Annotated in this window: 16 protein-coding genes; 5 read left to right on the forward strand and 11 right to left on the reverse strand. The window is 44.5% G+C overall.

The features are described 5' to 3' along the window. Window positions 1–9: 9 nt before the first annotated feature. From X939_RS0111030 to X939_RS0111040, 3 genes are all read right to left on the reverse strand, one after another. Window positions 10–339, reverse strand: a complete 330-nt coding sequence (locus X939_RS0111030) for a DUF6984 family protein (RefSeq protein ID WP_025763324.1) — start codon at window positions 337–339, stop codon at window positions 10–12. 46 nt (window positions 340–385) lie between these two features. Further along, window positions 386–1417 carry a hypothetical protein gene (locus X939_RS0111035; protein WP_025763325.1) on the reverse strand — a complete coding sequence of 344 codons (1032 nt, stop codon included), beginning with the start codon at window positions 1415–1417 and terminating at the stop codon, window positions 386–388. Between the two features lie 193 nt (window positions 1418–1610). Continuing rightward, a complete protein-coding gene (locus tag X939_RS0111040) occupies window positions 1611–5027 on the reverse strand; it encodes a DUF7133 domain-containing protein (RefSeq protein ID WP_025763326.1) in 3417 nt (1138 codons plus the stop codon). 308 nt (window positions 5028–5335) lie between these two features. On the opposite strand from X939_RS0111040, the gene X939_RS23030 reads away from it, so the two are divergent. The 4 genes from X939_RS23030 to X939_RS0111060 all read left to right on the forward strand — a co-directional run bounded on the left by X939_RS23030 (window position 5336) and on the right by X939_RS0111060 (window position 11079). Further along, window positions 5336–5914, forward strand: a complete 579-nt coding sequence (locus tag X939_RS23030; protein WP_131694815.1) for a hypothetical protein — start codon at window positions 5336–5338, stop codon at window positions 5912–5914. Between the two features lie 109 nt (window positions 5915–6023). Further along, complete coding sequence (locus X939_RS0111050; protein ID WP_025763329.1) at window positions 6024–9170, forward strand: SusC/RagA family TonB-linked outer membrane protein; 3147 nt, start codon at window positions 6024–6026, stop codon at window positions 9168–9170. Between the two features lie 49 nt (window positions 9171–9219). Then, window positions 9220–10707: a SusD/RagB family nutrient-binding outer membrane lipoprotein gene (locus tag X939_RS0111055; RefSeq protein WP_025763330.1), complete on the forward strand. Its 1488-nt coding sequence runs from the start codon at window positions 9220–9222 to the stop codon at window positions 10705–10707. 126 nt (window positions 10708–10833) lie between these two features. Continuing rightward, on the forward strand, window positions 10834–11079 hold the full coding sequence (locus X939_RS0111060; RefSeq protein WP_025763331.1) for a DUF1456 family protein: 246 nt from the start codon (window positions 10834–10836) through the stop codon (window positions 11077–11079). Between the two features lie 106 nt (window positions 11080–11185). Here the strand turns inward: X939_RS0111060 and X939_RS0111065 are convergent, their stop codons facing one another. The 8 genes from X939_RS0111065 to X939_RS0111100 all read right to left on the reverse strand — a co-directional run bounded on the left by X939_RS0111065 (window position 11186) and on the right by X939_RS0111100 (window position 23720). Then, the gene (locus tag X939_RS0111065) at window positions 11186–12691 is read right to left on the reverse strand and encodes an arylsulfatase (protein ID WP_025763332.1); all 1506 of its coding nucleotides are present in this window, start codon (window positions 12689–12691) and stop codon (window positions 11186–11188) included. 53 nt (window positions 12692–12744) lie between these two features. After that, on the reverse strand, window positions 12745–14178 hold the full coding sequence (locus tag X939_RS0111070; protein ID WP_025763333.1) for a sulfatase: 1434 nt from the start codon (window positions 14176–14178) through the stop codon (window positions 12745–12747). Between the two features lie 73 nt (window positions 14179–14251). Then, a complete protein-coding gene (locus X939_RS0111075; protein ID WP_052353456.1) occupies window positions 14252–16030 on the reverse strand; it encodes a RagB/SusD family nutrient uptake outer membrane protein in 1779 nt (592 codons plus the stop codon). Between the two features lie 17 nt (window positions 16031–16047). Next, window positions 16048–19536, reverse strand: coding sequence for a TonB-dependent receptor (locus X939_RS0111080; RefSeq protein WP_084299428.1), 3489 nt, complete (start codon window positions 19534–19536; stop codon window positions 16048–16050). Between the two features lie 234 nt (window positions 19537–19770). Beyond that, on the reverse strand, window positions 19771–20850 hold the full coding sequence (locus X939_RS0111085) for a FecR family protein (RefSeq protein WP_025763336.1): 1080 nt from the start codon (window positions 20848–20850) through the stop codon (window positions 19771–19773). 111 nt (window positions 20851–20961) lie between these two features. Continuing rightward, complete coding sequence (locus X939_RS0111090) at window positions 20962–21573, reverse strand: RNA polymerase sigma factor (RefSeq protein WP_025763337.1); 612 nt, start codon at window positions 21571–21573, stop codon at window positions 20962–20964. A 174-nt stretch (window positions 21574–21747) separates the two neighbouring features. Beyond that, on the reverse strand, window positions 21748–22611 hold the full coding sequence (gene galU, locus X939_RS0111095) for a UTP--glucose-1-phosphate uridylyltransferase GalU (RefSeq protein WP_025763338.1): 864 nt from the start codon (window positions 22609–22611) through the stop codon (window positions 21748–21750). A gap of 113 nt (window positions 22612–22724) precedes the next feature. Then, window positions 22725–23720 (reverse strand): mevalonate kinase family protein, encoded by a 996-nt coding sequence (locus X939_RS0111100; RefSeq protein WP_025763339.1) that lies wholly within the window; start codon window positions 23718–23720, stop codon window positions 22725–22727. Between the two features lie 326 nt (window positions 23721–24046). Here X939_RS0111100 and X939_RS0111105 point away from each other — a divergent pair, with 326 nt between their 5' ends. Continuing rightward, window positions 24047–24406, forward strand: a complete 360-nt coding sequence (locus X939_RS0111105) for a DUF2200 domain-containing protein (RefSeq protein WP_025763340.1) — start codon at window positions 24047–24049, stop codon at window positions 24404–24406. Window positions 24407–24466: the final 60 nt, after the last annotated feature.

Below are 24466 nucleotides of genomic sequence, written 5' to 3' on the forward strand. Positions count from 1 at the left end.
TTTTGGTAACTATGGGAAAATAATTTGTTCAGGTTTTGGATATTGCAGCAACTTGCTGAAATCGGTTTTCCAGAAATCCAGATCAAGCAAATTACCATTGACGTCCTGCGTTAAAGTGATTACCACAGGGGTCTGGTCCTGATCTATGTATTCCACCCGAATCAGGTCTCCTGCATACTCTTGTGGCTGAAGCTGCAGGCCTATACTCCCCATTTTCCCTCCTTCATATTCATCGGCCAACTCGGGTAAAGGATGGTCAGAAGGATTTAGCTTAAGTTTTTCTAAAAGAAAATTGATAAGATTGACTTCTTCGGGTTTTATAGCTCTTAAGGATTGCATAAGATAGGGTTGCGAATTATTCGGTATTTGTTTTATTTATACTGCGTCAGGTCTTCTGTCTATTGATCCATTCCCCGGCTTTTTTGGCAACAAACCAGAAAGAGATTGCCAGAAGAGCAAAGAAAATACCCTTATTGGTTCGGTCCCAAAAATATTCAAAATAGCGGGTGTAAATATTGACCAGAAAGAATAATAATCCAACATCTCTGAGTGTATCCAGATGCTTTTTGATGGCATAAGTGATCAGTCCTGAAAGTAATATTGTAAAGCCCAAGGCCCAGAACCAAAAGTCATGTTGTTTTACCTGGGTCCAGCGTTCCAGGTCATCATAATTTCCAAAAATAGAAAGAGTCCAAGCGGCAGTTAGAAACATAAATAAGCCTACCCTATAGGTTAGGGCCGAAAAGTGTTTTAGCGCTGTTGACTTATCCACTACTGCGGAAAGTCCCCAGACTGCCAAACCAAACAGGGTCATCCGCAAGGGATAGTTCATGCCGGCAAAACGATAGCTACCACCGGCCCAGTAGTGCGTCTGAGCAGCCCACCAGCCTGTTGCGGCAAGGAGCATTATTACCCATAAAGTAGCAGAGCGCAAGTAAATTGATACGGCAAAGAAGGATATAGTAGCCAGCAGCAGAGGTAACTCATAGTGGTCGGCCAAGGAGGGGAAGCTTCTGACCCAGTAGGCAATTGCGATCCCAATAGAAAGGCCTAGGCCAATATTCATACTCTCTATACTAGCAGAATCTCCAGGGTTACGATGCCTTCGCTTTCTAGCAAAGTAAATGAGAATCAAGCTGAAAGCGCTGAAAATCAGGGCTACTACCCATTCTGAGTATCCGTATTGCTTACGAAGGAGCTCGATCCACTTTTCGTCAATAATCAGAGAACCAAAAGCCAGTAGTCCACAGGAGATAGCGGCAATAAGGGCGTACCTGGCAATCGCTGCCATACTTCCGGGCTCCACTTCGTAGGCATTGCCTAAACGGTTGACCTGCTCTGAAGTAATTAATTCCCTTTCTTCCCAGTGCCGTAGCGCTTTTTTTATAATTTCATCTTCCTCTTTGTTTACCTTCATAAAATTGGATTACGCTACATACTTTTTTCGAATGTACATACTGTTTTTCAAATGTACTAAGATTTCGTAAGGATGAATAAAATCCAGCCTTGAGGCAGGGTATGAGGCTGTACGGGGATTGTTATTGTATATAAAAAGCGAGCCAGTGGGTTTTTCTGGCTCGCTTCAGGATTTTTATTCGGGAGGCTAATTATTATTTTAAGGTACTTAAGAAAGCTACGACATCGCGGATATCCCGTTTAGACATAATATGACCCATGGCCGGCATACTGGAAGGAAGGTTGTCACGCTTACTGATGCGTGCCGTTGCGATTTTTAATGGCTCCGCTTCGGAAGTTTTGAGCACTAGTTCGTTCTCATGCTCTTCCATTAGGATACCTGCAGCGGTGCTGCCATCGGAGAGGGTGAGCATTACCATGCCATAGCCTGGAGCCAAACGAGCACTCGGTTCTATAAGCGCTTGCAGAATCTGTTGAGAGCTGAGCACACTTCCGATTTTGGAAAGATCGGGACCCACTTCTCCTCCTTTGCCTCCAATGGCATGGCAGCGGGAACATTCGGCTTCAGAACTGGTGAGAAAGTATCGCCTTCCGGCCTGTACATTTCCTCCATAAAGCGCATCCTGATAGTCGGCTGCCGTCTCGCCTTTGGAACGAAGAGGGGCCAATTGATTGAGTAACTCTTCGGACTTGGTGGCATCGATGGCCTCATTTAAGTCGAGGGCTACACTTTTAGAAAGGTTGCCCGATTTCATTTCTCCAATAAGACCCATGAGTATGGGCTTGGTTTTGGTTAAGGGCAGTTCGCCTAACACTTTCAGCATCTGCTGTTGTTCTTTAACAGACCCGATTTTGAATACGGACCGGGAAATATTTTCCAAAGCTGGGGTAGACAGATCCAAACGGTTCACCATATTCAATGCTGCTGCACGAACATCCGGACTGGTGTCTTCCATGCCTTTTTTCATAATAGCCTCCATGCCCTCATAGCGCAGTGTGCTAAGGGCTGTCAGTAATGCAACCCTTACTTCGGGGCTGTTTTGCTGATACATTAGTTGCGCCAGCGTGGCATTATATGCCGTAATATCGAGCTCTGCCAACATCTGTGCCGTAGCGATCAGAATGGGTGCCTTGGTGGAGGCGAGCAAATTGCTCGTCAACGGCATTACTGCATTCCGAACCATTGCGGCATCACGAGTGATTGGGCCACGGTAGCGTCCATCTACCCGATCCAGAACAGAGGGATTAGACCAGGTACCTAGGGTTGCTAAGGCTTCCGCCCTGAGTTCGTCGTTCACTCGTTTATTTTGGGCAAAAGCAATTAAGTCGTCCAGCTGGGTTTTACCTCCCACCCGAAGGGCTGCGTTGATGGCCCGACGCAACAGGGGTTCGGCAGAAAACCGGTTTTCCCGAAGGGTAGCGGCTAGGGCAGGCAGAGCTCCGGGGATAGAAAGGTCATCGTTGATGGCTCGAGCAGCCTCGGTAACGATATATTCATCGGAGTCCGTCAAAAATGTGCTGATACGGTCGCTTCCCAACCGACGCAGGACAAGCACAGCAGCGATACGAAGAGAGCGACTGGGGCTGGTGGACAAGGCCAGAATTGGCTTCGTCTTGCCTATGCGGGAAAGGGCCAATACTGCCGCATGGCGTAGATATAGGTCTTGATCCTTATTTTTTTCGATCATGGTTAGCAAGGGGGCGATAGCCGTCTCCTGGCGAATCCGGCCTAAAGCCTGGGCCGCAAAAAATTGTACTCTTGGTGCTTTACTTCCGAGTAATGGTATTAACATAGGGCCCGCTTCGGCAATCTTCGAATCGCCTAGAATCTTGGCAGCCTGAGCGATAATTTCTTCATCGGCATCCTTCAAGAGAGGAAAGAGTGCGTTGGCATAGGCTTTATCCTGCCTGGAAAGTTGCCCCAAGCCCCAGATAGCATGAATACGTGCTAGCTGATTGTCAGCAGACAAGGCCTTTCTGAATTCAGCAGCCCCTTTGGCTCCCCGGTTGGCGAGCTCAAATTGTGCTTTTTGACGGATACGCATATCATCATATGATAATAAGTCATGGAGCTTGCTATCTTTCTGTTTCTCATAGTCCAAACGCATAAGGCGGTTTGTTTCCAAACGTATGGCTTTCAAATCATTTTTATCGTCTGTAACATCCATACGCCATACCCTGCCGTAATCTTTGGTATCCCAGCCATTGATCCAGTCGGAAATATACAGAGCACCGTCGGGACCGAAACGGATTCCCGTTGGGAGAATACCTTGCAGTATATTTTGCTCTCCATCCAAGACGAAGGAGGCTCCTTTGGGTTTAAGTCCAAAGGCCCAAATGGGAGAACGGGACGGATTGCCCACAAATTCTACCAGGAAAAACTTATTCTTCCAGGCCGAACCCAATGCCGTTCCTGGGTTATACTGCATTCCGGTGGGGCCATTATGGAAATTTTGAATGGGGGGAATAATATAGGCGGCCTGTCCTTCCCAATGGGGCACATATAGCTTTTCGTCCATCCATACCTTGTAGTCATTATTTCTTGGGTCGGTATATTTTCCATATTGCCAATTGGCACGCCAGCCCGCATCTGAGCCTTCTACAATATGCACGAGGCGCTCACTCTCTCCCGGGTGATCTCCGTCGTTATCGGAGCTGATCAGGTTTCCGTAGCTGTCAAAAACAAATTCATGGGTATTTCGGTGTCCTGCGGCGAAGATTTCAAATTCGGAGCCGTCGGGATTGCATCGGGCTATAGTTCCTTCATTGGCCCTATTGTGTTGAACTCCTTCAGGGGTAGTCACGTTGGATCCTATATCTCCTATATTCCAATATATCTTACCATCTGGACCTTCTATAGGGTTGGACATTCCGTGGCCTCCAAAGCCGATATGTACCCCATAACCCGTGGCGATAGAAGTTTTTTTATCATAGATTCCATCTCTGTTAGTATCTGTAAAACGCCACAGATCGGGAGCGATGGTCACAAAAGCGTCTTTGGCCCGGACTAATATACCTCCCGCCACGTCGCTCACTTCTTCGAAAAAGTCATTAATGACCCTTAGGGAGATATCGGCCATACCATCATGATCGGTATCATCAAGGCGCCAAACCTCGTCTTTTTCTACGGTTAAATCCTTCCAATCGTGTTTTCCATCCCCATTAAGGTCTTTGAGCCATGAATTTTCCTCACTTTTCTCTGTCGCGAAGGTTTCATGCAAAAACTGACGACGGTCAGCTACAGATTGTAGAGCTATAGAGGGTGTCATCCAATTGCGATGTCCACGTATATCGAACTCAGAATTTTTTTGACGATTGGTTCTGTTTAGAAATACTCTACCATAGGCATCTACATCGATGGCTACGGGATCAGGGGCGAGGGAATCTGTAGCCCACAAATCTAATTTGAGCCCATCGGCGATTTTGATTACGGTATTTTCCCTGATTTCCTGAGCTTTCTTGCGGGCAGATGGTCCATCTTCTTTAATAAAAACGGCTCCCGAAGGTAACTTATCCTTTGAGGAAGGGCCACTCTTTACACAGGAAAGCACGATCGCTCCCAGCATGGCCGACCCCAGTATTTTTTTGAAGTAGAAGTTTTTTGCTTGCATTCGTCTCGTTATAGTCTAAGTATCATTTTTTGTAAAAATAAGGCAATTATTCTAAATAGCGTCTATTTGACACTTTAATTATATCTGCTTCTATGATAAAATATTAGCCTATTTTTTAATTTTACCGTATACTAAGAAAGCCAAAAGATGATTTTATAGCTTGTTTTGTTAAGCGAAATTGAACTTTTGCTCGCTAAAGTAATGAAATTGTTAAGTTGATTTTGTAAATTGCTATCCGTGAGGATGTTATTGATATAGATTGTTTTTATTGCCTTATCAGGCATGTTCAATTTTTATAGTTTTGCATCATGAAAACAAAATCAGTAATAACGATGTTCTACAGAACGAGCGCACTTCTGATTATATTCTCCCTGCTCACTATTTCCCACAGCCATTGCCAGGTAAGGTCAGAAGGTAATAGTCCCGATATGGCTTCCTTGGATCAGAACTTCAGAAATACCAAGGCCACGGGTCCGGATTACGTATGGGAATACTATCAGGTGTCGGAGTCTTTCAATCAATCGCCTCTTTGTCAAAATTTGACAGATCCTGTATTTGGTGTCAACATAGCGTGTTTACGAACCCACGTGGACGATCGTTATAATGAGAAAGAGCAGCCAGTCCCTGGAGATCCTACGGTGCGAACCCATTTAGTGAAACCCGATATCTACAAGGCGGTTCGGAATATTGGGAAATATTACAAAAAAGAGGTTAGCAAACAGGGGCAGGATCAGGACCGTCTGAAGTCCGACTACGAATATATCCTGCGCGTTGCCCTGGCCGTGCTTTTCGCTCAGCATACCGATTCTTTTGAAAAGGCACTTAGGGAGCAACGCAAGAATACAGTAAATCAAATCGCCTTATTCAAGAAGGTGAAACTGCTTTAGGCATCTATCTGATCTGCGTATGGGCGCGGGCGTTTATTTTGTAACCGAAATTATCTATTCTTTGGTTTCGATTGGTATTTCCATTTTTAACTCCAACTCTAATTAGTTTATGAAAAAACTCGCTACTTTACTATGGTGCATGTTACTAATGCTGCCCGGGCTAGCCATGGCCCAAAATGTTGTGAACGGACAGGTGAAAGATAGCAAAGGGATAAGCCTGCCTGGTGTAAATATTCTGTTGAAGAATACGACAACAGGAACGATTACCGATGCAGAAGGTAATTTTAGCTTGAGTGCTCCTACTAATGGGACACTGGTATTTTCTTTTATCGGTTACTCCGCTCAAGAAGTAAAAATTGACGGACGTTCAACTGTGAATGTAGAAATGAAGGAAGATTTGCAGAATTTGGATGAGGTGGTCGTAACGGCCATAGGAATTAAACAACAAAAGAAAAAGCTAGGTTACACCACTCAAGAGGTAAACAGTCAAGCTATTGAGCAGGCTAAAACCATGAATGTAGGTAGTGCTTTGGCGGGGCAGGTAGCGGGACTTACTGTTACTAATCCAACAGGTATATTTCAAACCCCTACTTTCACCTTGAGGGGGAAGACGCCTTTAATTGTATTGGATGGAATTCCGGTAGAAACAGATTTTTACGATATCGCTTCCGAAGATATAGAAAATATTAACGTTCTGAAGGGAACGGCAGCTTCGGCTTTATATGGGTCCAGAGGAAAAAATGGTGCCGTGCTCATCACCAGTAAGCAGGCGAAAAAGGAAGGGCTAAGCATCAATCTTTCCACCAATAACATGGTAACGGCTGGTTATACCGTGTTTCCGAAAACACAGACTGAATATGGCAGTGGTTCCAATGGGAAATATGAATTCTGGGATGGTGCTGATGGAGGTATTTCCGATGGGGACATGACTTGGGGACCCAAGTTTGAGCCCGGTGTTAAGATACCCCAATGGAATAGCCCGATCCGCAATAAGATTACGGGAGAAACTATTGACTGGTGGGGTGATGTGAAAGGAACCGTATATGACGACCGCTCTACCTATGAGCGGGTTCCTACTGACTGGGTTCAGCACGATAATTTAAAGAATTTTTTAGGGACCGGACTGGTTACCACAAATAACCTTTCTTTAGCCTATAAAGGAGAGCGTTCACGTTTTTATGCTTCCGGGAAATATGCCTATCAAAAAGGACAGACGCCTAACTCAGCGCTCTCGACCGGCGGGATGAACTTCAACGCATCCTTCGATCTGACCAAAAATTTAGTTTTAGATGCTTCCCTTGCCTATACTTCGGTAACCTCACCGAATTACCCCCGCTATGGTTACGGTCCTAAAAATCATATGTATACTATTCTGATCTGGATGAGCGATGATGTTAATGGGGAAGACCTTAAAAATCATCTTTGGGTTCCTGGACAAGAGGGATACAGACAGGCAAACTATAATTATGCATGGTACAACAACCCATATTTTGCCGCTTATGAGTTAAATCAGGAGCATAAAAGAAAGGTTTTGGATGGGCAGGTGAAATTGAATTGGCAAATTCTTCCCAACCTCAGTTTACAGGGACGGGCCAATGTCAGGGATAAAAGTGTATTTGAGAATATGCAAAGTCCGAAGACTTACCTGAATTATGGAGATTCCAGAAACGGTGATTATAAAATCTGGAACACTGCTCAAAAGAATGTAGATATGGATGTATTGGCTTCTTACTCTCAGGCCATCACCTCCAATATCCAATTTAGCATGAATGCCGGAGCCTCGAGTTTCTACAAAACTTTTCAGCAGGAATATCAGTCAACGGATGGGCTAATCGTCCCCAATGTATATAGTCTCAACAATACAGCCGGCCCCGTGCAGGCTTCCAATAAGTTTGAGGAAAGAGCTATTCGAAGTGTTTATGGTTCAGCCAATTTCGATTTTTATGACGCTGTATTTCTTAACCTGACGGCTAGGAATGACTGGTCGTCCACTCTTCCGAAGGTCAATAATTCTTATTTTTACCCTTCCGCTTCGTTAAGTACTTTGGTGTCGCAATATGTAAAAATGCCGAACGTAGTAGACTTCCTAAAGGTTTATGGTTCTTGGGCTCAGGTTTCCAGCGATCTGGACCCATATAGTATCTTTTCGGCATATTCTAAAGGCGTAACTTATGGAAGTACCCCTTCGGTATTTTACCCGGATGGTCTGATTAATCCGAATATCAAACCGGAGCAAACGACCTCAATAGAATTTGGTGTTTCCTCAGCCTTCTTCAAGAATCGTTTAGGTCTGGACATTACTTATTATAATGTAACGGACGAAAACCAGATCATCGACCTGGGCGTTTCTCAGTCCTCAGGTTTTAAAACTCGGAAAGTGAATGGAAATGTCTATAAGACCAACGGTCTGGAAATTATGGCCAATATTAAAGCAGTACGGGCTAGTAATTTCACCTATGATTTAGGTATGAACTTTAGCCGTTTTGTCCGGAAGATAACAGATATTTACGGTGGACAGGCTAAGTTTGGAAATCTAAGAGAAGGCGATAGAGCGGATAGTTATTATGCCACGGTATGGCAGAAAAGTGCCGATGGACAGGTGATATTGGACAGCCGGGGCTTGCCTACTCGTGACCCTTATCCAGCCAACCTAGGACATACGGAGCCTAATTTCCGTTTTGGTTTCCAAAATAAATTTAAGGTCCACGATTTCAATATCGCCGTAGACTTTGATGGTGTATCGGGGGGGATAATTCGCTCGCTAACCATTGAGAAAATGTGGTGGGGGGGGAAGCATCCTAACTCCACCGAATTCCGCGATCAGGAGTATGCTGCCGGCAAGCCGGTTTATGTTCCTCAGGGGGTAGTGGTTACCGGCGGTGAATTTAGCCGCGATGTGAATGGAAATATTATTAACGATACCCGCACCTATGCGCCTAATACGACGGCCGTAGACTGGCAGACCTGGAGTCAGCAATATCCCTATCGAGCCGCTGTGACGGAGTCGGAGAACAAAAAATTTGCCAATGTTTTCGATCGTTCTTATGTCAAGCTTAGAAGAGTCTCGGTTAGCTATGACCTTGCGAAGGTTTTTAGTTTCGGTCCGAATGTTAAGGGTCTGGAGGCTTCCGTATTTGGCTACAACCTGATGATGCTAAAGAAAATGCCAATTCTGGATCCCGACTACGGGGATGATGACAATCTTCAAGACCCTTCTTCCCGGTTCCTAGGATTTTCACTCAATCTGAAATTATAATCTATCGACTGAAAAGGGATATATATCACAAGATTTAACGATTGACCATATGAAAAATTTAACTATATATATAATTGCGCTGGCACTATTCGTCACTTCCTGCAAGGATTTTGAAGAGATGAATGTCGACCCCAATCGCCCTACACAAGCCCATCCGCAACTACTGCTGACAAATATTGAATGGAGTGCTTTTCAAGCCTTCGGTGGCACGAGCCCCCTATATGCTCAGAAGATGTTGGTACAGACCGATGGCGAGAATACATCCCAATATTACAAATGGGATAGAGGAAGCTTTGATACTTACTATCAGCTGCGGAACGTAACCAAAATGATGGAAGAGGCTACCCGTATTAAGGATAATTCCTATTTGGCTTTGGGAAAGTTTTTCAGAGCCTACTACTTCTTCGACCTGGCCCTGACCTTTGGTGATGTACCCTATAGCCAAGCCTTGCTGGCGGAGGTTCAGGATACCTACGTTCCGGCTCCATACGATTCTCAAAAGGCTGTCTTTCTGGGAGTTCTTAAGGAACTGGAGGAGGCTAACACCCTTTTGAAATCAGAAAACAATATCATTGCTGGTGATATTATTTATAAGGGAAGCATTCAAAAGTGGCAGAAGCTAATCAATAGCTTTCGGTTAAAGGTCTTACTTTCGCTTTCCAGTAAAGAGTCAGATGCCGATCTGAAGATAAAATCTGCTTTCGCCCAAATAGTAAATTCAGAACCTATCATTGAGAGTGCTGCAGACGATGGGCAACTGGTATTTTTAGATCAACAAGGAAACCGTTATCCCGAGTTTAATTCCAGCAGTTTCGGTTCTGGTATGTATATGGACTCAACATTTATTCGCCGGTTACAAGATAGGGAGGATCCCCGACTCTTTATATACAGCACCCAAACCAAGCTAGCCAGCGAGGCAGGAAAGGCGCTTACCGATTTTACGGCTTATGAAGGGGGTGACCCTGCGGCTCCTTATGCACAGGTAAATATCAAGGCCACAGCCGGTAAAACCTCTAAGGTCAACGATCGCTACCATAAGGATCCAACTACTGAACCCAGAGTTTTATTAGGTTATTCTGAATTACAGTTTATTCTTGCCGAAGCCGTAGTGCGCGGCTGGATTACGGGAGATGCTAATACTTACTATAACAAGGGTGTGAAGGCCTCCTTCAAATTCTATGAAACCTATTCCAAAGGTGTCATGCCTTCTTATGTTACCGAAGCAAAAGCCGATCAGTATCTGGCCAGGCCTATCAATGATCTGTCGCAAGCCCTAACGGCCGAGCAGAAAATAGAGCGTATTGCCATGCAGCGATATCTGCGTTCTTTCTTTCAGTCGGGATGGACTGCTTATTATAACACTCTGCGCACGGGATATCCTGACTACCGTCGGCCGGCAGGGGTAGCCCTTCCTTTTCGGTGGATTTATCCTCAGAATGAATATAATGTCAATTCCGAAAATGTCGCTTCCGCCATTAAAGCACAATTTGGAGAGGGGAAAGATTTGATAAGTCAGAAGACCTGGATGTTTAAATAAATTGAATAATTGAAATCGTACTGGTCAGACCTTACCATGAGGTCTGGCCAGTTTTTTGTTGAATCTTCTTATAGCGGAAATTGGATATGTTCGAAGATATTGGCAGCTTGCGTCAAAAATACTATTATGAGCAATAACGATATACTTAAGAAACTTCGTGTAGCCCTTCATTTGCGAAACGATGATATTATTCATATTCTTAGTTTGGTTGACTTTAAGGTGTCGGCCAGTGAGCTAGGTGCCCTATTTCGCAAGGCCGACCATCCTTTGTACAAGGAATGTGGTGACCAGATTCTGCGTAATTTTCTAAATGGACTGGTGATTCATCTTCGGGGCCCAATGGATGACAAAAGGGTTCATGACAAGGAATAGTCTGATTGCATATTTCACGCTGATGGAATGATTATAAAATCAAAAAAGGGCCTTCGGATCAATCCGGGGCCCTTTTTTTGAATTGGAAATTTTGATCTTACATTTTTTATTTTTCGTTGGCCGCAATTACCTTGTCTACAAATTGCCAATTCTTAACATCTGATTCCACGTGCTCTTTCTTTACAATAGCGTCCATGCGACTAAGAATATGAGGATACTTTTTCGCTATATCCTGCGTCTCGTTTCGGTCTGCTTCCAGGTCGAATAACTGCCATGGATTATCAGGGTTCTTTTTTAAATCCACTTTCACCCCTTTCCATTTTCCCATGCGAATGGCCAGCTGACCTCCTTTTTCAGGGTATTCAAAATAGAGGTATTCATGTTTCTGCTGTTTGTTTTTCTTTCCGAGTAATTCTGGCAAAAAGGAGATTCCGTCAGTTGGAGGCGTCGGTTGGCCGGTAATTTCGGCCAGAGTTGCCATGAGGTCGTACTGAGCCGAAATATGTTCACTGGTGCTGTTGGGTTTTATTTTTCCTGGCCATCTCACGATAAAAGGTTCTCTGATCCCGCCTTCATAGACGTCCATTTTTAGACCTCTAAGATCGCCCACACTGTTGAAATATTTGGCGTCGACTCCACCGTTAAAAGTAGTTCCATTATCGCTGGAAAACATGATTATGGTATTTTCATCGAGCCCGAGTGCCTTGATTTTATCCATTACCACGCCCACCTGTGCATCCAAAAAGGTAATCATAGCTGCATAGGTAGAAAATGGATATTGGGTAGGCGCATAGCCTTGCTGTCCATAATAGGGTTCTTCGTTAAACAGACCCTTGTATTGTTCAATATATTTTTCGGGAGCTTGCAAGGAGACATGAGGTAGGGAGTAGGGCATATACAGAAAAAATGGACCATCTTTACTCCTGTCAATGAACTTCAATGCTTTATCTGTCATTTTTTGAGGTGCATAATCCTGACCTTTAAAAGCATCGAAATCGGCCTTGGTAGCCGTTTTAGGATCCAATTTTACATGTACATTAAACCAGGCCTGGCTGAGGGTGTCCCATACATTATTTTCCCAGAGATGAGAAGGGTATAAGTTATGAGCCTGTTTCTGGTCGAGGTAGCCATAATAATAGTCAAAACCCTGGTTGGTGGGTGTGCCTTCCGTGTCACCCATACCCAATCCCCACTTGCCCGTAAGGGCCGTGGCATAGCCTTTTTTCTTTAATAACTCAGCCACCGTGAAGGCCTGGTCGGGCAGGGGTTTCTGGCCTCGTTCCTCTTCATCCTTAAAGCCTCCCAGTTCGTAATTTCCTCGGATAGGCACATGGCCTCCATGAAGGCCTAGCATAAGCATCGCCCGAGCGGGGGCACATACAGGCGTTCCGGTGTAATGCTCTGTAAATCGCATTCCTTCCTTAGCCATGCGATCGAGGTGCGGGGTCTTGATTTTCTTTTGCCCATAGCTCCCCAGCTCTCCATAGCCGAGGTCATCTGCATAGATGTAAATGATATTAGGTAGTTTTGATTTTTTGTTCTGCTTATTTTGAGCCGTGACGTGGTTAGTGAATAAGGACAGAAAGTAACAACAGAAAAGTAGTATTCGCATGTTGGATAGGTTAGGAATAGTGATAAATATAACAGGTATTGAATTACAAGGTGTTATTCGACCTGGTTGGTGGATTTGTATTGAGGATTAAGCTGATGGGGAATAGGAGCATTTAACTCCTTCTGTTTTTGCTGAAGCATCATCAGCATCCTTTTGGTTTCTTCTACTTGAATATTTGCCAGATTGATTCGTTCTCCCGGATCGTTTAGCAGATCGTATAATTCCAGTTGATTGTCTTCGAAGTACTGTATAATTTTCCATTGTCCTGCTCGCAGGGAGCTTCCCGGCCGGGTGCGAAACAGTGAATCCTGGCTGTCGTCACCACCTTTTTGATAGGCCTCCAGATAAATGGGGAAATGCCAGAATAAGGATCTGGCGGCCCAGGAAGGAGCAATTTCTCCTCGTAGCAAGGGCAGTAAACTCCGGCCATCAAAAGGAGCCTGGCCAGGCAATTCCAGGTTAGCCCGCTCTACCATGGTTGGCAGCAAGTCCACGAGTTGAACTGGGACTTCTACTGCTGTATTTCCTTTTGCCCTATGCTGACTATCATAGATAAGTAGGGGCACGCGGGTTCCCCCTTCATAATAAGATCCTTTTCCGGCTCGTAGGGGCCATTGTCTGGAGAGCTTGGCTATACCTCCATTGTCGGAGGTAAAAAGGAGCAGGACATTTTCGAGTCCCAACTTCTCTATCTGCGCCATGATGCGCCCTATGTTTTGATCCATATTTTCAATCAAAGCGGCATAGGCAGGATGTTCTCCTTGGCCATCAGATGGTTTTTTATGGCGATATTTCTCCATCAGATCTGACTTCCCTTCCAGTGGGGTATGGATAGCAAAGTAAGGTAGATATAACAAAAATGGATTCTCTTTATTTTGCTGAATATAATCCAGGGCTTCTGTTGTAAGCCGATCTGTGAGTTCTTCTCCTTGGGGGCCGTTGGCCAAGTATTTAAGGTTATAGGGACTGAAATAGGTCTTGGGATGGCCAGCCGGTCCACCACCTTTGTGCTCATCGAAACCGTGCAGGGAAGGATGTTCCCCCAGGTGCCATTTGCCAAAAGCAGCGGTTTTGAAACCATTCTTTTGAAATATTTCTCCAAAAGTTACTGTAGCCGTATCCAGATCGTCTCGATTGGGCGTAGGGATGAGCTTGCGGGTTTCACTTCTGCCACGCTCCGAGCTTCCCACTGTATAGATCCCATGGCGAGGCGTAAGGCTACCTGTAAGTAAACTTGCCCTGCTAGGAGCACAGTTAGAAGAGTTGGCATAGGCCTGTGTAAAAAATGTGGATTGACTAGCCAGCTTATCCAGGTTGGGTGTTTTGTAGTACTGAGAACCCATAAAGCCCAGATCCTTCCAACCTAGATCGTCGGCTACAATCAGGATAATTTGGAGAGGCTTGGTCACTGGCTGCGCCCAGGTGGAGCAGGCTATCAGGAAGATAGCCAGAGTACTGTAACTTTTTTTGAGAAATTTTGGATTCATAGGGAGACGTTTAACGAATAGGCTTCTAAAAGCCTATTCGTTATCAAACCTAATTAAATAATTTACTGCATCTTTACTTCCATCCGGGATTCTGGGTAAGTTTCGGATTCAGGATCAATTGCCCTAGGGGCATGGGAAATAAGTAATAGTGCTCCAGGACGGTCTGTGGGGGGATTCCTCTTTCAGAAATATATCCTTCAGGTGCGCCATTCTGAATTTTTAACTTATTGGCATAATCCGCATTTTTAACCCAGCGTCCTAGAGACTCCTCGGTAATGTAAGCAAGTTTTTTCCAGCGTCGTAAATCGTCGAATCGGAAACCTTCATACATGAGCTCTATAGCCCTCTCGCGGCGTATTTCCCATAATACGGGTGCCACCGTCTGATCACGAGTCGGATCGTTGGGAATGGAAAGGAGCTGAAGGGACGCCACGGCTCCCCGCTGACGGAGTTTATTAATGGTCTGATCTAAAACGGTTTGATCCAGTTTGTTGAGCTCATAGGCCGCTTCTGCATGATTGACCAGCACCTCCCCCATACGGAAAATAGGTGCATCCGTAATGTCCTGAGAGGAGATCCCTGTATTGGACTTGTTAGAGAACTTGGTGAGCCTGTAACCCGTCATCGTAATAGAGTATGGTTTTACACTGTTTTTAAGAAAGTTGGGTTCCTGGGGTAACACTTGTCCCCCCCAGTTTAGAGCGGGCAGAGTTTTGTGTTTGTCGTCGGAAATGCTGGACATATACTCAAAATATTCAGCATCGGCTGCCACTCCGGTATGGGCCCAGGTACTGCTGGTAGGAGTCTTTACTTTATAGGGTACTCCTATAGTATATAACATCCGTTTGTCCCGTTGCCGCATTTCGGAATTTGGTGTTTTATCTCCTTGGAATAGGGGGCTGGTCCAGCGCGTTTGCCCATCCGTCATCAGATACATATCGGCAGCCTTCTTGGTGAGATCGTGCCTGCCCGAGGAGCTTCGCGCCCAGGTAGCCAATCGATGTGTAAGTATGGATGTATTATACTCTTTAAAGAGGATCATGCCCGGAATCCCTCTCAGTGACTCGCTGTTAAAGAGTTCATCATAATGAGGATGTAAGCTTGGAAAGGCCTGGATAAGGCTGGATGAGGCTTCCCAGCTGGCTTGTAAATAGGATTCTGATTCCGATAACTGATGATATTTTCTCCAGGTGCCTTCTCGAAGACCAAACCGGGAAATTAGGGCTAGCACGGTATGCTTATTGATGGTATTGGGTCCATCCCCGTTGGGCTTAATATGATCTTTAGCGAATATCAACATGTCCAGAATTTTCTTTGCCACCTGGTCGCGAGGCATTCGTGGTCCAAATAAAGTTTCCTGATCCCCATCTGTCAGGGCATTCTCCACCCAGGTAATATCCCCGTATCTGTTGAGGAGATTCATGTAATTATAGGCCTTAAAGAAATAACCAATGCTTCTGAAATGGTCTTTTTCAGCTGCAGAAAGACTACTTCCGGTCTGCTCCAGGTTGTCCAGCATAATATTGATACTCCTGATATTTACAAAGGCCGCATTATAAACCTCATCGGCATTCGGGACGATGACGGTCTGCCAGATCCAGGGATTGGTATAGGATTCTTCGCTGCGAAAACCCAGGTCTCCGTTCCATTCTGCATTTTGGTTGCTTTCACCCGTATAACCATCCAATACATTGTAGAACTGCCAGGTATAACTTTTGGTATTTTCATAATTGGCAAAAACTGATTTCTCTGTCAACTGATCTTTAGGAAGTAAATCCAGAGAATCGTTATTACAACCGAGAAGCCCAAGTAAGAGGAGAATTCCGGAAGAGATAATTGCTATATATTTCATAATGGTCAATTTAATGGTCAAAAGGAGATGTTAACACCGAAGCTATACTTCTTCAAAAATGGGTAGGAAAAACCACTGTTTATCACTGCCAAATCGGCCTCCATACCATTGGGTAGATGATCCAGGGTGAGCAGGTTTTCACCAGAAAAGAAAAGCCGAAGTCTTTTGACGAAAATAGGCTCCAGTAAAGAGGCCGGGATATTATAACCGAATTGTATATTTTTAAGGCGAAGATAGGCTCCGTTGGTCAGGTATTTCGATTGTACTCTTCGGTTGACAGCGGTATTATTTCCTCCATCGGTATAGGTCCGGGCGAAATAGGCATCTGGAGTCTGTGGAGTCCAATAGTCGAGCTGATGTTTGTAAACCATGTCAAAACCTGCTCCAGGCCAGAACAAACTATTGCTAATCCATAAGTCTCTCTTACCAACGCCTTGAGCGAAAAGGCTAAGATCGAATCCCTTATAGGCCAGATGAGCATTCAACCCATATTGGAATCTTCTATTGCTATTTCCTATTATCTTCCGGTCTCCCGGATTTTCCAGCGTGTTATTACCAGGATTGATAATCCCGTCCCCATTCAGGTCGACATAGCGCACATCACCAGGATTATGAAATACTCCTTCTACCCTTGGTAAGCCATCTTTTAAATGATTGGCAAGGGTTTTAATCATCAATCGGTCATCAAGAGTCCCTTCATTAAAATCGTTAGCAGTATAGAAACCGTCCGTTTCATATCCCCATATTTGGCCTATTTGATACCCATTATAATAGGGATCATTAATATTTCCCGATTCATTTTGTATTTTAGTTATGAAGGCTTTATTGTCAGACAGGTTGAAGCCTACCGAATAAGAGAAGTCTCCATGACGCTCCTTCCAGCTCACATTCCATTCCCAGCCCTTGGATTCCAGATCGGCGACATTCTGCAGAGGAGCAGAAGTGCCCAATACTGCGGGGAGTTCGACTCCCTGACGAAGCATATTAAGGGTTTGTCGTTTAAACAGATCGATCGAGGTGTTCATTTTCCCCTTTAGCAAGGTTACATCCAAGCCTAAATTGGCGGAGCGTACCGTTTCCCAGGTGAAATTGGCACTCACCAGAGAAGGAGGAGATAGGGTAATGGGGCGTAAGTTCGTATCGTAATTGATCCAGCTCGCCTGGGTACTGTTCATCCCCGGAATATATGGGTAATCATTTCCCACTACCTGATTCCCTATTTCACCCCAGGAGGCCCTGATTTTCAGGTTGGAGACGATAGGTTGTAAAGGCTTCATAAAGGACTCTTCACTTAGTACCCAGCCTGCTGAGAAGGAAGGGAAAAATCCATATCGATTGGTTTTGGCAAAACGGGACGAGCCATCGTAACGGCCATTGGCTTCGAAAAGATATTTGTCTTGATAGTTGTAGGCTACCCGCCCAAAAGCCCCCATAATGGCATACTCGCTAAATCCGTCTCCGTTGGTCATATTAGCATTATCAGCGGTGCTTAAGGAGGGTACTTGTGCACTGAATACGTCCAGGCGGGCGGCGCTGAAGGTTTCATATCTGCTGTTTTCGTAATTGGTACCGGCAGTGAAGTCTAGAATATGTGGGCCAAACGATTTCTGATAATTTCCGTATAGGTTCACAGCATGATAATCCGTGTTGGCTGTTGAGCGGAAATAGCGGGTACGGGTGTTGAACTGGTACACCTCTATGGGAGCAGAAATATAAGCGTTATTGGCGTTGTATTCCCGGGTATTATTGCCCGTTTTACTAAAGGTATATTCCCCGTTAATTTTTAAGTTGGCAATGGGCTCATAAGTTAGCTTACCAAATAGCCGGAGATTGTCACCGAAATTTTTAATAGCAGGCTCTAACTGTAGCAAATTATAAGGGGTGTAGTAGGGGATGCTGCGCCCATCTGACATTTCCCTATAGCCCTGACCATTGAAATTTCCATAAGTTGAAGCAATGCGGAATATATTTTGCGTCCCATATGGCGTCTGCTGCTGCTGATTCTTATAAAATACATTGATACTGCTTTCCAGCTTTCTAGTCAACTGGGTATTGAGCAAGGCATTTACGTTGAATTTCTTAAAGTTGTCCTTGTCCGTTACCATGATACCATCTTCATTGGAATAGCCCATGGAAACTCGGTAGCTCGAATTTTCTGAGCCTCCTGAGAAGGAAAGGTTATGAAGCTGTTCGAACCCCTTACCCATAAAATCCTTAACAAGATCGTGTTCTCTTAAGGGATATTCCTGGTTATTGGCATCTACGGCTATCCCATTAGGATATTTGGATGGATTGACCTTATAATCGTTCAAATAGCCTACCCAGTCGGTAAGAACCTGCCCCGTATAATACCTGGTCTGTCCATAATCTTGAAGGGTTTGGGCAAACTGTAACGCAGAGACCTTTTCTGGCAGCGATACCGCACTGCTGACAGCAATATTTGTGGAATAATCAAATTTGATAGGCTGATTTCTCTTTCCTTGTTTGGTCGTGATCAATACCACCCCGAATGCTGCACGTCCTCCATATATGGCCGAGGCGGCCGCATCTTTCAGCACGGTTACGGTTTCTATATCTCTGGGATTGATGTCGTTAATATTCATAGGAACATTATCAACCAGCACAAGAGGGTTACCACCGTTTATGGATTCGAATCCGCGGATTTGTAAACCTGCGGTATCTCCGGGTTTCCCTGTGCTGGGTGCAATTTGAAGTCCGGGAATAGCCCCTTGTAATGCCTGAGCTGTATTATTAGTTGGCCGATCTCCTACTATCTCATCCATCTTTACAGTCGTAACGGCCCCGGTGACATTGCCTTTTTTCTGGGTGCCATATCCTATTACCACAACCTCGTTCAAAGCCTTTATGTCGGCCTGCAGTACCACCTCCAGAATCGATTGATTACTGAATGGAATCTCTTTGGCCTCGAATCCTACAAAGCTAAAGAGCAGGGTACCGTCTTTCTCGGGCACTAAAAGCTGAAACGCTCCTTCGGGATCTGTGATCGTTCCAAGCAATGAGCCCATCAGTTTGACACTGACACCGGGCAGTGGTTCTCCTTGCGCGTCCTTTACGGTGCCTTTCACCAGTCGTTCTGCCATTTTTCGGACTACCGTCAAAGGTTCTACCTTACTGGGTACAGACTCCTTCTGACGAAGGATGATTTGGTTGCCCTTAACACTATAATTGACATGCAGGGGGGAGAAAAGATGATGGAGCACTTCTGAAAGTGGTTTGTCGTCCATATCCAGAGTAACCTTCTGCCGAGCCGGTATGATAGCCGAGCTGTAAGTGAATCTTATATTGGCCTTTTTCTGTATTTCATTTAAGGCCTGTTTTAGGTAAACGTTGCCGGTATGAATACTTATTTTCTGATCCAGAGAAGTCTGGGCCTCTACCGGTTTGGCCAGGCATATCCCTGCAAATAAGGCGATCAGTAGGAATTGTGGTAATGATATTTTCATAACAACACGCAGGAGCCGAAGCACTTGTCTAAGTTTTTCCATAAATTTGATTATTGTTTGATACAGTTTCGGTATAGGGCAATAGTATCCCGTTCAACTTTCTGTCAAAAAGTTGTGAAGCACATTGAAATGTTTAGGGATATTGGGTGGGTGATGCTGTCAACATCACCCATCATTTATTAGGTATTGTCTCTCATAGGCAGGTGGTTTAGCTGTAAGAAAATTAAGGGTTAGGAATTTAAAATAATTATATAGGTTTAGGAATAGTTACTAGTTTTAGTGAGCTGGGCAGCCCGGTCCGCTAATGCGAATTTTGCCATTTTCGATTTCATAATGTGCAGCAACGGCCTGGCAAATAATATCGATACGCTCCAGCAGGGACTCCTTGGTAAAGGAAGTGGTAATCGGACAGTCAGAAAATATCTCTTTCTCGAAAATAATCTCCATTCCATATTGTTGCTCCAGTTGCATAAGCACTACAGCCACGGGTGTGTCGTCGTATATGTATTCCTGCAAGGATTCCGGCGCCTTCGTTGGGACCCGTAACCGTTGCATGCTCTGATCTTGAGCCCGGTAAAGGGCTTGCTGATTCGCAGTCAGAATTAAGCCAATAGACTTTTCGAAAGAAGCGTTTTCATCGGACTTATAAAAAGCCACTTTTCCGGAATGCACTGATAAGTGCACAGAATTCCGATCTTTCTGAGTGCTTAGGGTAAATTTCGTGCCCAGTACCCTGGTCATGGTTTGCCCCAGGAGCACTACGAAGGGTTTGTTAGGATTAGGAAATACTTCAAAGTAGGCCTCTCCCCAAATCTGTACCCTCCGATCTTTCAAGTCATAATCGGTGCCAATCTTCATTGAGCTATTGGCAGAAAGTATGACGACCGACCCATCGTCCAATAAGGTAGTTTGTGCGGAATCCGATAGGTTGCGTATAATTTTTTCGCCTGAAGCATTTATATCGGTAACTTCCGCCATTTGGTTTTGCGGGGCCATCGTCTCGGTATTACGATACCACCAATAGCCGAGGCCCATACCGAAAATGAGTAGGGCTGCTACTTTCCACCAGGTAAATGGGATTTTCAAAGAGGGGCTTCTGGATTCAAAATTTAAAGCCTTCTCGGACAAAATTTGCAGACTTCGGTTCAAATCTTCCTCGGAAAGGTCGTCACGGTATTGTTCGTCCAAGGCTAACAGTAATAGTCGGGCTTTGCTGTATTGGTTCTCATGTAGCGCAGAATGCTCTCGCCAGGCTTGCCAGTATCGTTCTGACTCGGCCGTGGCGCTACGAATATGTTGCTGAAATTGAGGAACCAAAATCAGATCTTCTGCTTCTATAAGGGCCTTTTCATCCATGGTCTGCTATGCGTAAAGGGATGACTCTGATGGAAACCATCTTGTCTTTTTACTATAGTTCTCAAAAGCCTGGACTGATACCCATAAAAAAGAAAAAGAAATTGAAAAAATTTAAAGAGTGGTTGGATGAAGCTTCAGCTGACTCCAGCTCCAGAGAGCGAATATTACCTGAGGCCATCTGTTGCGAAGGTCCGACAAGGTTCTATGAAGTAGATTGGCAACACTTTGCTTGTTTAGGTTCATTATATGTGCTATCTCCTCCTGACTCTGATTTTGGTAAAATCTCAGATAAATTACTTCCTGCTGGCGCTTGGCGAGACCGGAGATTAGTAATTTTAGTCGTTCTATTTGTTCCCGTTCCGATTCATTTTCCATCCATTTGCTTTCGATAGAGGGTTCATGACGGGCGTAGAAGGCCAGGTCCTCTGCCTCTCGAATGCGCTTCAGCCTCAGACTCTCCTTAACTATTTTATTGCGCAAGGCACGTAACAAGTAGGTCTTTACGAAAGGTGTGTTGGGTAACTTCCGGCCTCGCGTCCATAATTCCAGAAACAATTCCTGAATACCATCCTGAACCATTTCGGAATCTTGGCTTAGTTTTAGGCCATAGTTATACAAGCTCCGGTAGAAGAGTGCTGCTAGTTGTTCCATAGCCTCTTTATTGCCAAAGCGAAATTGTTCCCAGACCTTTTCAATGTCAGGATTATCCTTTGAAGTAGGCATATTACTGGACAATGGTATCGTGGATTGATTCTCTTTTTTTAAATTTAATTAAAAAATTTTAAAAAATACAACACACGAAGTAAATGCCTTACAGATGCTGGGATTTTCGATAGAATTAAGTGTAGATATGCCCGTTCATATTCAGTTTTAGCTGAATATGGACGGGCATAGGGACTATTGCGCTAGTATCTCTTCTAGAAATTTGCGGAAAGGTGCGGCAAATTCTTTTCTTTTGAGGGCAAATTCGACGGTGGTTTTCAGATAATCTAATTTATTGCCAATATCGTGGCGTTTGCCTTCGATATGATGGGCAAAAATACTTTCTCTCTTCAATAACAGGAGCAGGGAATCTGTCAGTTGAATCTCGTTGTTTTTTCCCTTAGGAGTCTGATCAATGGCTTGGAAAATCTCTGGACTTAGAATATAGCGACCCGCAATGGCCAGATTGGAAGGTGCCATATCGAGCGCAGGTTTTTCTATAAGGGTGGTTAGCTCCAGGATGGTATCACTTAAAGCATTACCCCCCACAATACCATATCGATCTACCTTATTGCTGGGAACTTGTTCGACGGCTATCACCGATCCCCCATATTGCTCATAGGTGTCCATCAGTTGTTGCGTTACGGGAATTACGGAGTCCATAATGGTATCACCCAGTAGGACGGCGAAGGGCTCATTGCCCACATGATGACGGGCATAGTTAATAGCATCACCCAGACCATTGGCTTCTTTCTGGCGTACAAAATGAACGTTGGCCATATCGGCCAGGCGTCGCATTTCGTTAAACCAGATTAGGTCTTCTTTTTCTTCCAAACGGCTTTCCAGCTCAACATTCCTGTCGAAATGGTCTTCAATGGCGCGTTTACCCTTTCCAGAAATAATGAGTATATCTTCTATTCCCGAGTCAACGGCCTCCTGTACCACATATTGAATGGTAGGGATATCGATAATGGGGAGCATCTCCTTGGGCATGGACTTGGTGGCAGGCAAAAAGCGAGTGCCGAGTCCGGCGGCAGGAATGACGGCTTTACGAATCATATGGATTATAGGCATGAGACCAGTTAGAGCGTAATTAGCGCTTTGGAATGGTCGGATTTATAGGTATATTATTTTAAAAATTAAATAGCATCAGCGCTCATACGCTTACTCAGTTAGACGACAAAGGGACGGATGACCCTAGCATTGAATTGCTTGAGCTTAATGAATAATTGATTCAGCATATCATCGTCTTGATAGAGTCCAATTATCGTACCTCCTGAACCAGCAAATTTGGCAGAGGCACCGCAGCTTCGGGCGGCATTGATGAGTTTTTTATTGGACTCCGGGACATTGTAGATCTGGCAACGCAGATCGAAATTTTCGTTCATTAAGCCATGGAGATCATCAGATCGCCCTTCCTTAAGGGCCTCAAAACCCTGTCGTGCTTTGTCAGCGATCTGGCCTAGAACCTTGATGACCTCGGGCTCTCCTCTGTCAAAACGTGCCCGTACATCACTGTGTACCTTGCCTGAGACCTTACTTAGATTGGTATTATAAGCCACATATAGCTTTGGGAGGGAGGCGGGATCAATGCGCTCGTAACGTCCATGACCAGCGGATTTGATCATTTCCTGATCGAAGTCCATATAAACACAGCCTTCATAACACTGGATCACCCGGTCTTGAAGTCCGGCGGCGATGCCGAGCTCCTCTGTCTCACTCTCCATCACCAGCTGTGGAAGTAGAGGTAGGGGGATTTCCACCTTATAAAACTGCATTAAAGCTCTGAATAAGGCTACCAAAATGGCACTGGAGCCAGACATGCCTACCTGACGAGGGATAGAAGAGCGGTACCGAACTGTAAAGTTTCGGTTTGGCAGTCTGATCTGGTTATGCTCGCAATAGTCACCAAACTTTTTGATACCGGCTTTAATTAATGGTATTCCTCCATTGTAGCCCAGCATACTGACCGAATCGCGTAAGTGAAAGACACTTTTAAAGGTGCTTCCGTCCTGGGGTTCAGGAACTATTTGTAACTCCGGAGACTCATAAAGTGAAATAGAGGCCCCAAAATTTCGTACTGAAATAGAAATGGTTTTTCCAAAGAAACCATCTGAAGGATTGCCTAAAAGTCCTGCCCGGGCATAGGCTCGTGTTTCAATAATCAATGTAACAGTATTTTGATTGTCAGATGTAATGATAAAGCATGTTTGCCAGATAATCTATGGGTTGATTTTAATTTTTATCAAAAAAATCATTCTCAAGGCTCATGAAGTCTAAAATTTAGGGGGTAGAGCTCCTGGACATTGTGATTCCTGGAAGAAAATAAGTTGGGTGTTCCTCTTGGTATGCAAACATTTAATTTGTACATCTCATAAAAATACTATTCATTTATAACGGAGGATTTACTCTTCAATTAATGATTTCGAAGGAATGATGGTTATTACGTATTTAGAGTCAATTGATATTGTGGTATTATTAAACTTTTCGCAATATGAAAGCATCGGAGGAGCATCACCGAAAAATAGCCAAACTGACTTTTGCTTCAGTCTATCCTCATTATGTCGCAAAAATTCAAAAAAAGGGAAGGACCTTGCAGGAATTGCATCAGGTTATAAGTTGGTTGACCAGTTTCGACGAAGAGAAGATTTTGTCACTGATTGAAGCCAATGTCACCTTTGAGCTCTTTTTCAAAGAAGCACATTTACACCCCAACGCTCATCTCATAAGAGGAGTGATCTGCGGGTATCGTATAGAAGAAATCGAGAATCCACTTACCCAACAAATTCGCATGTTGGACAAACTGGTCGATGAACTTGCCAAAGGTAGGCAAATGGCTAAAATTTTAAGATAAACAGTATTAAATAAATAGTAAAAGTAGGTTGGACTCAAAGAATGCCGAGCCTACTTTGAG

It is taken from the genome of Dyadobacter tibetensis Y620-1 (genome assembly GCF_000566685.1).
Classification (GTDB): domain Bacteria; phylum Bacteroidota; class Bacteroidia; order Cytophagales; family Spirosomataceae; genus Dyadobacter; species Dyadobacter tibetensis.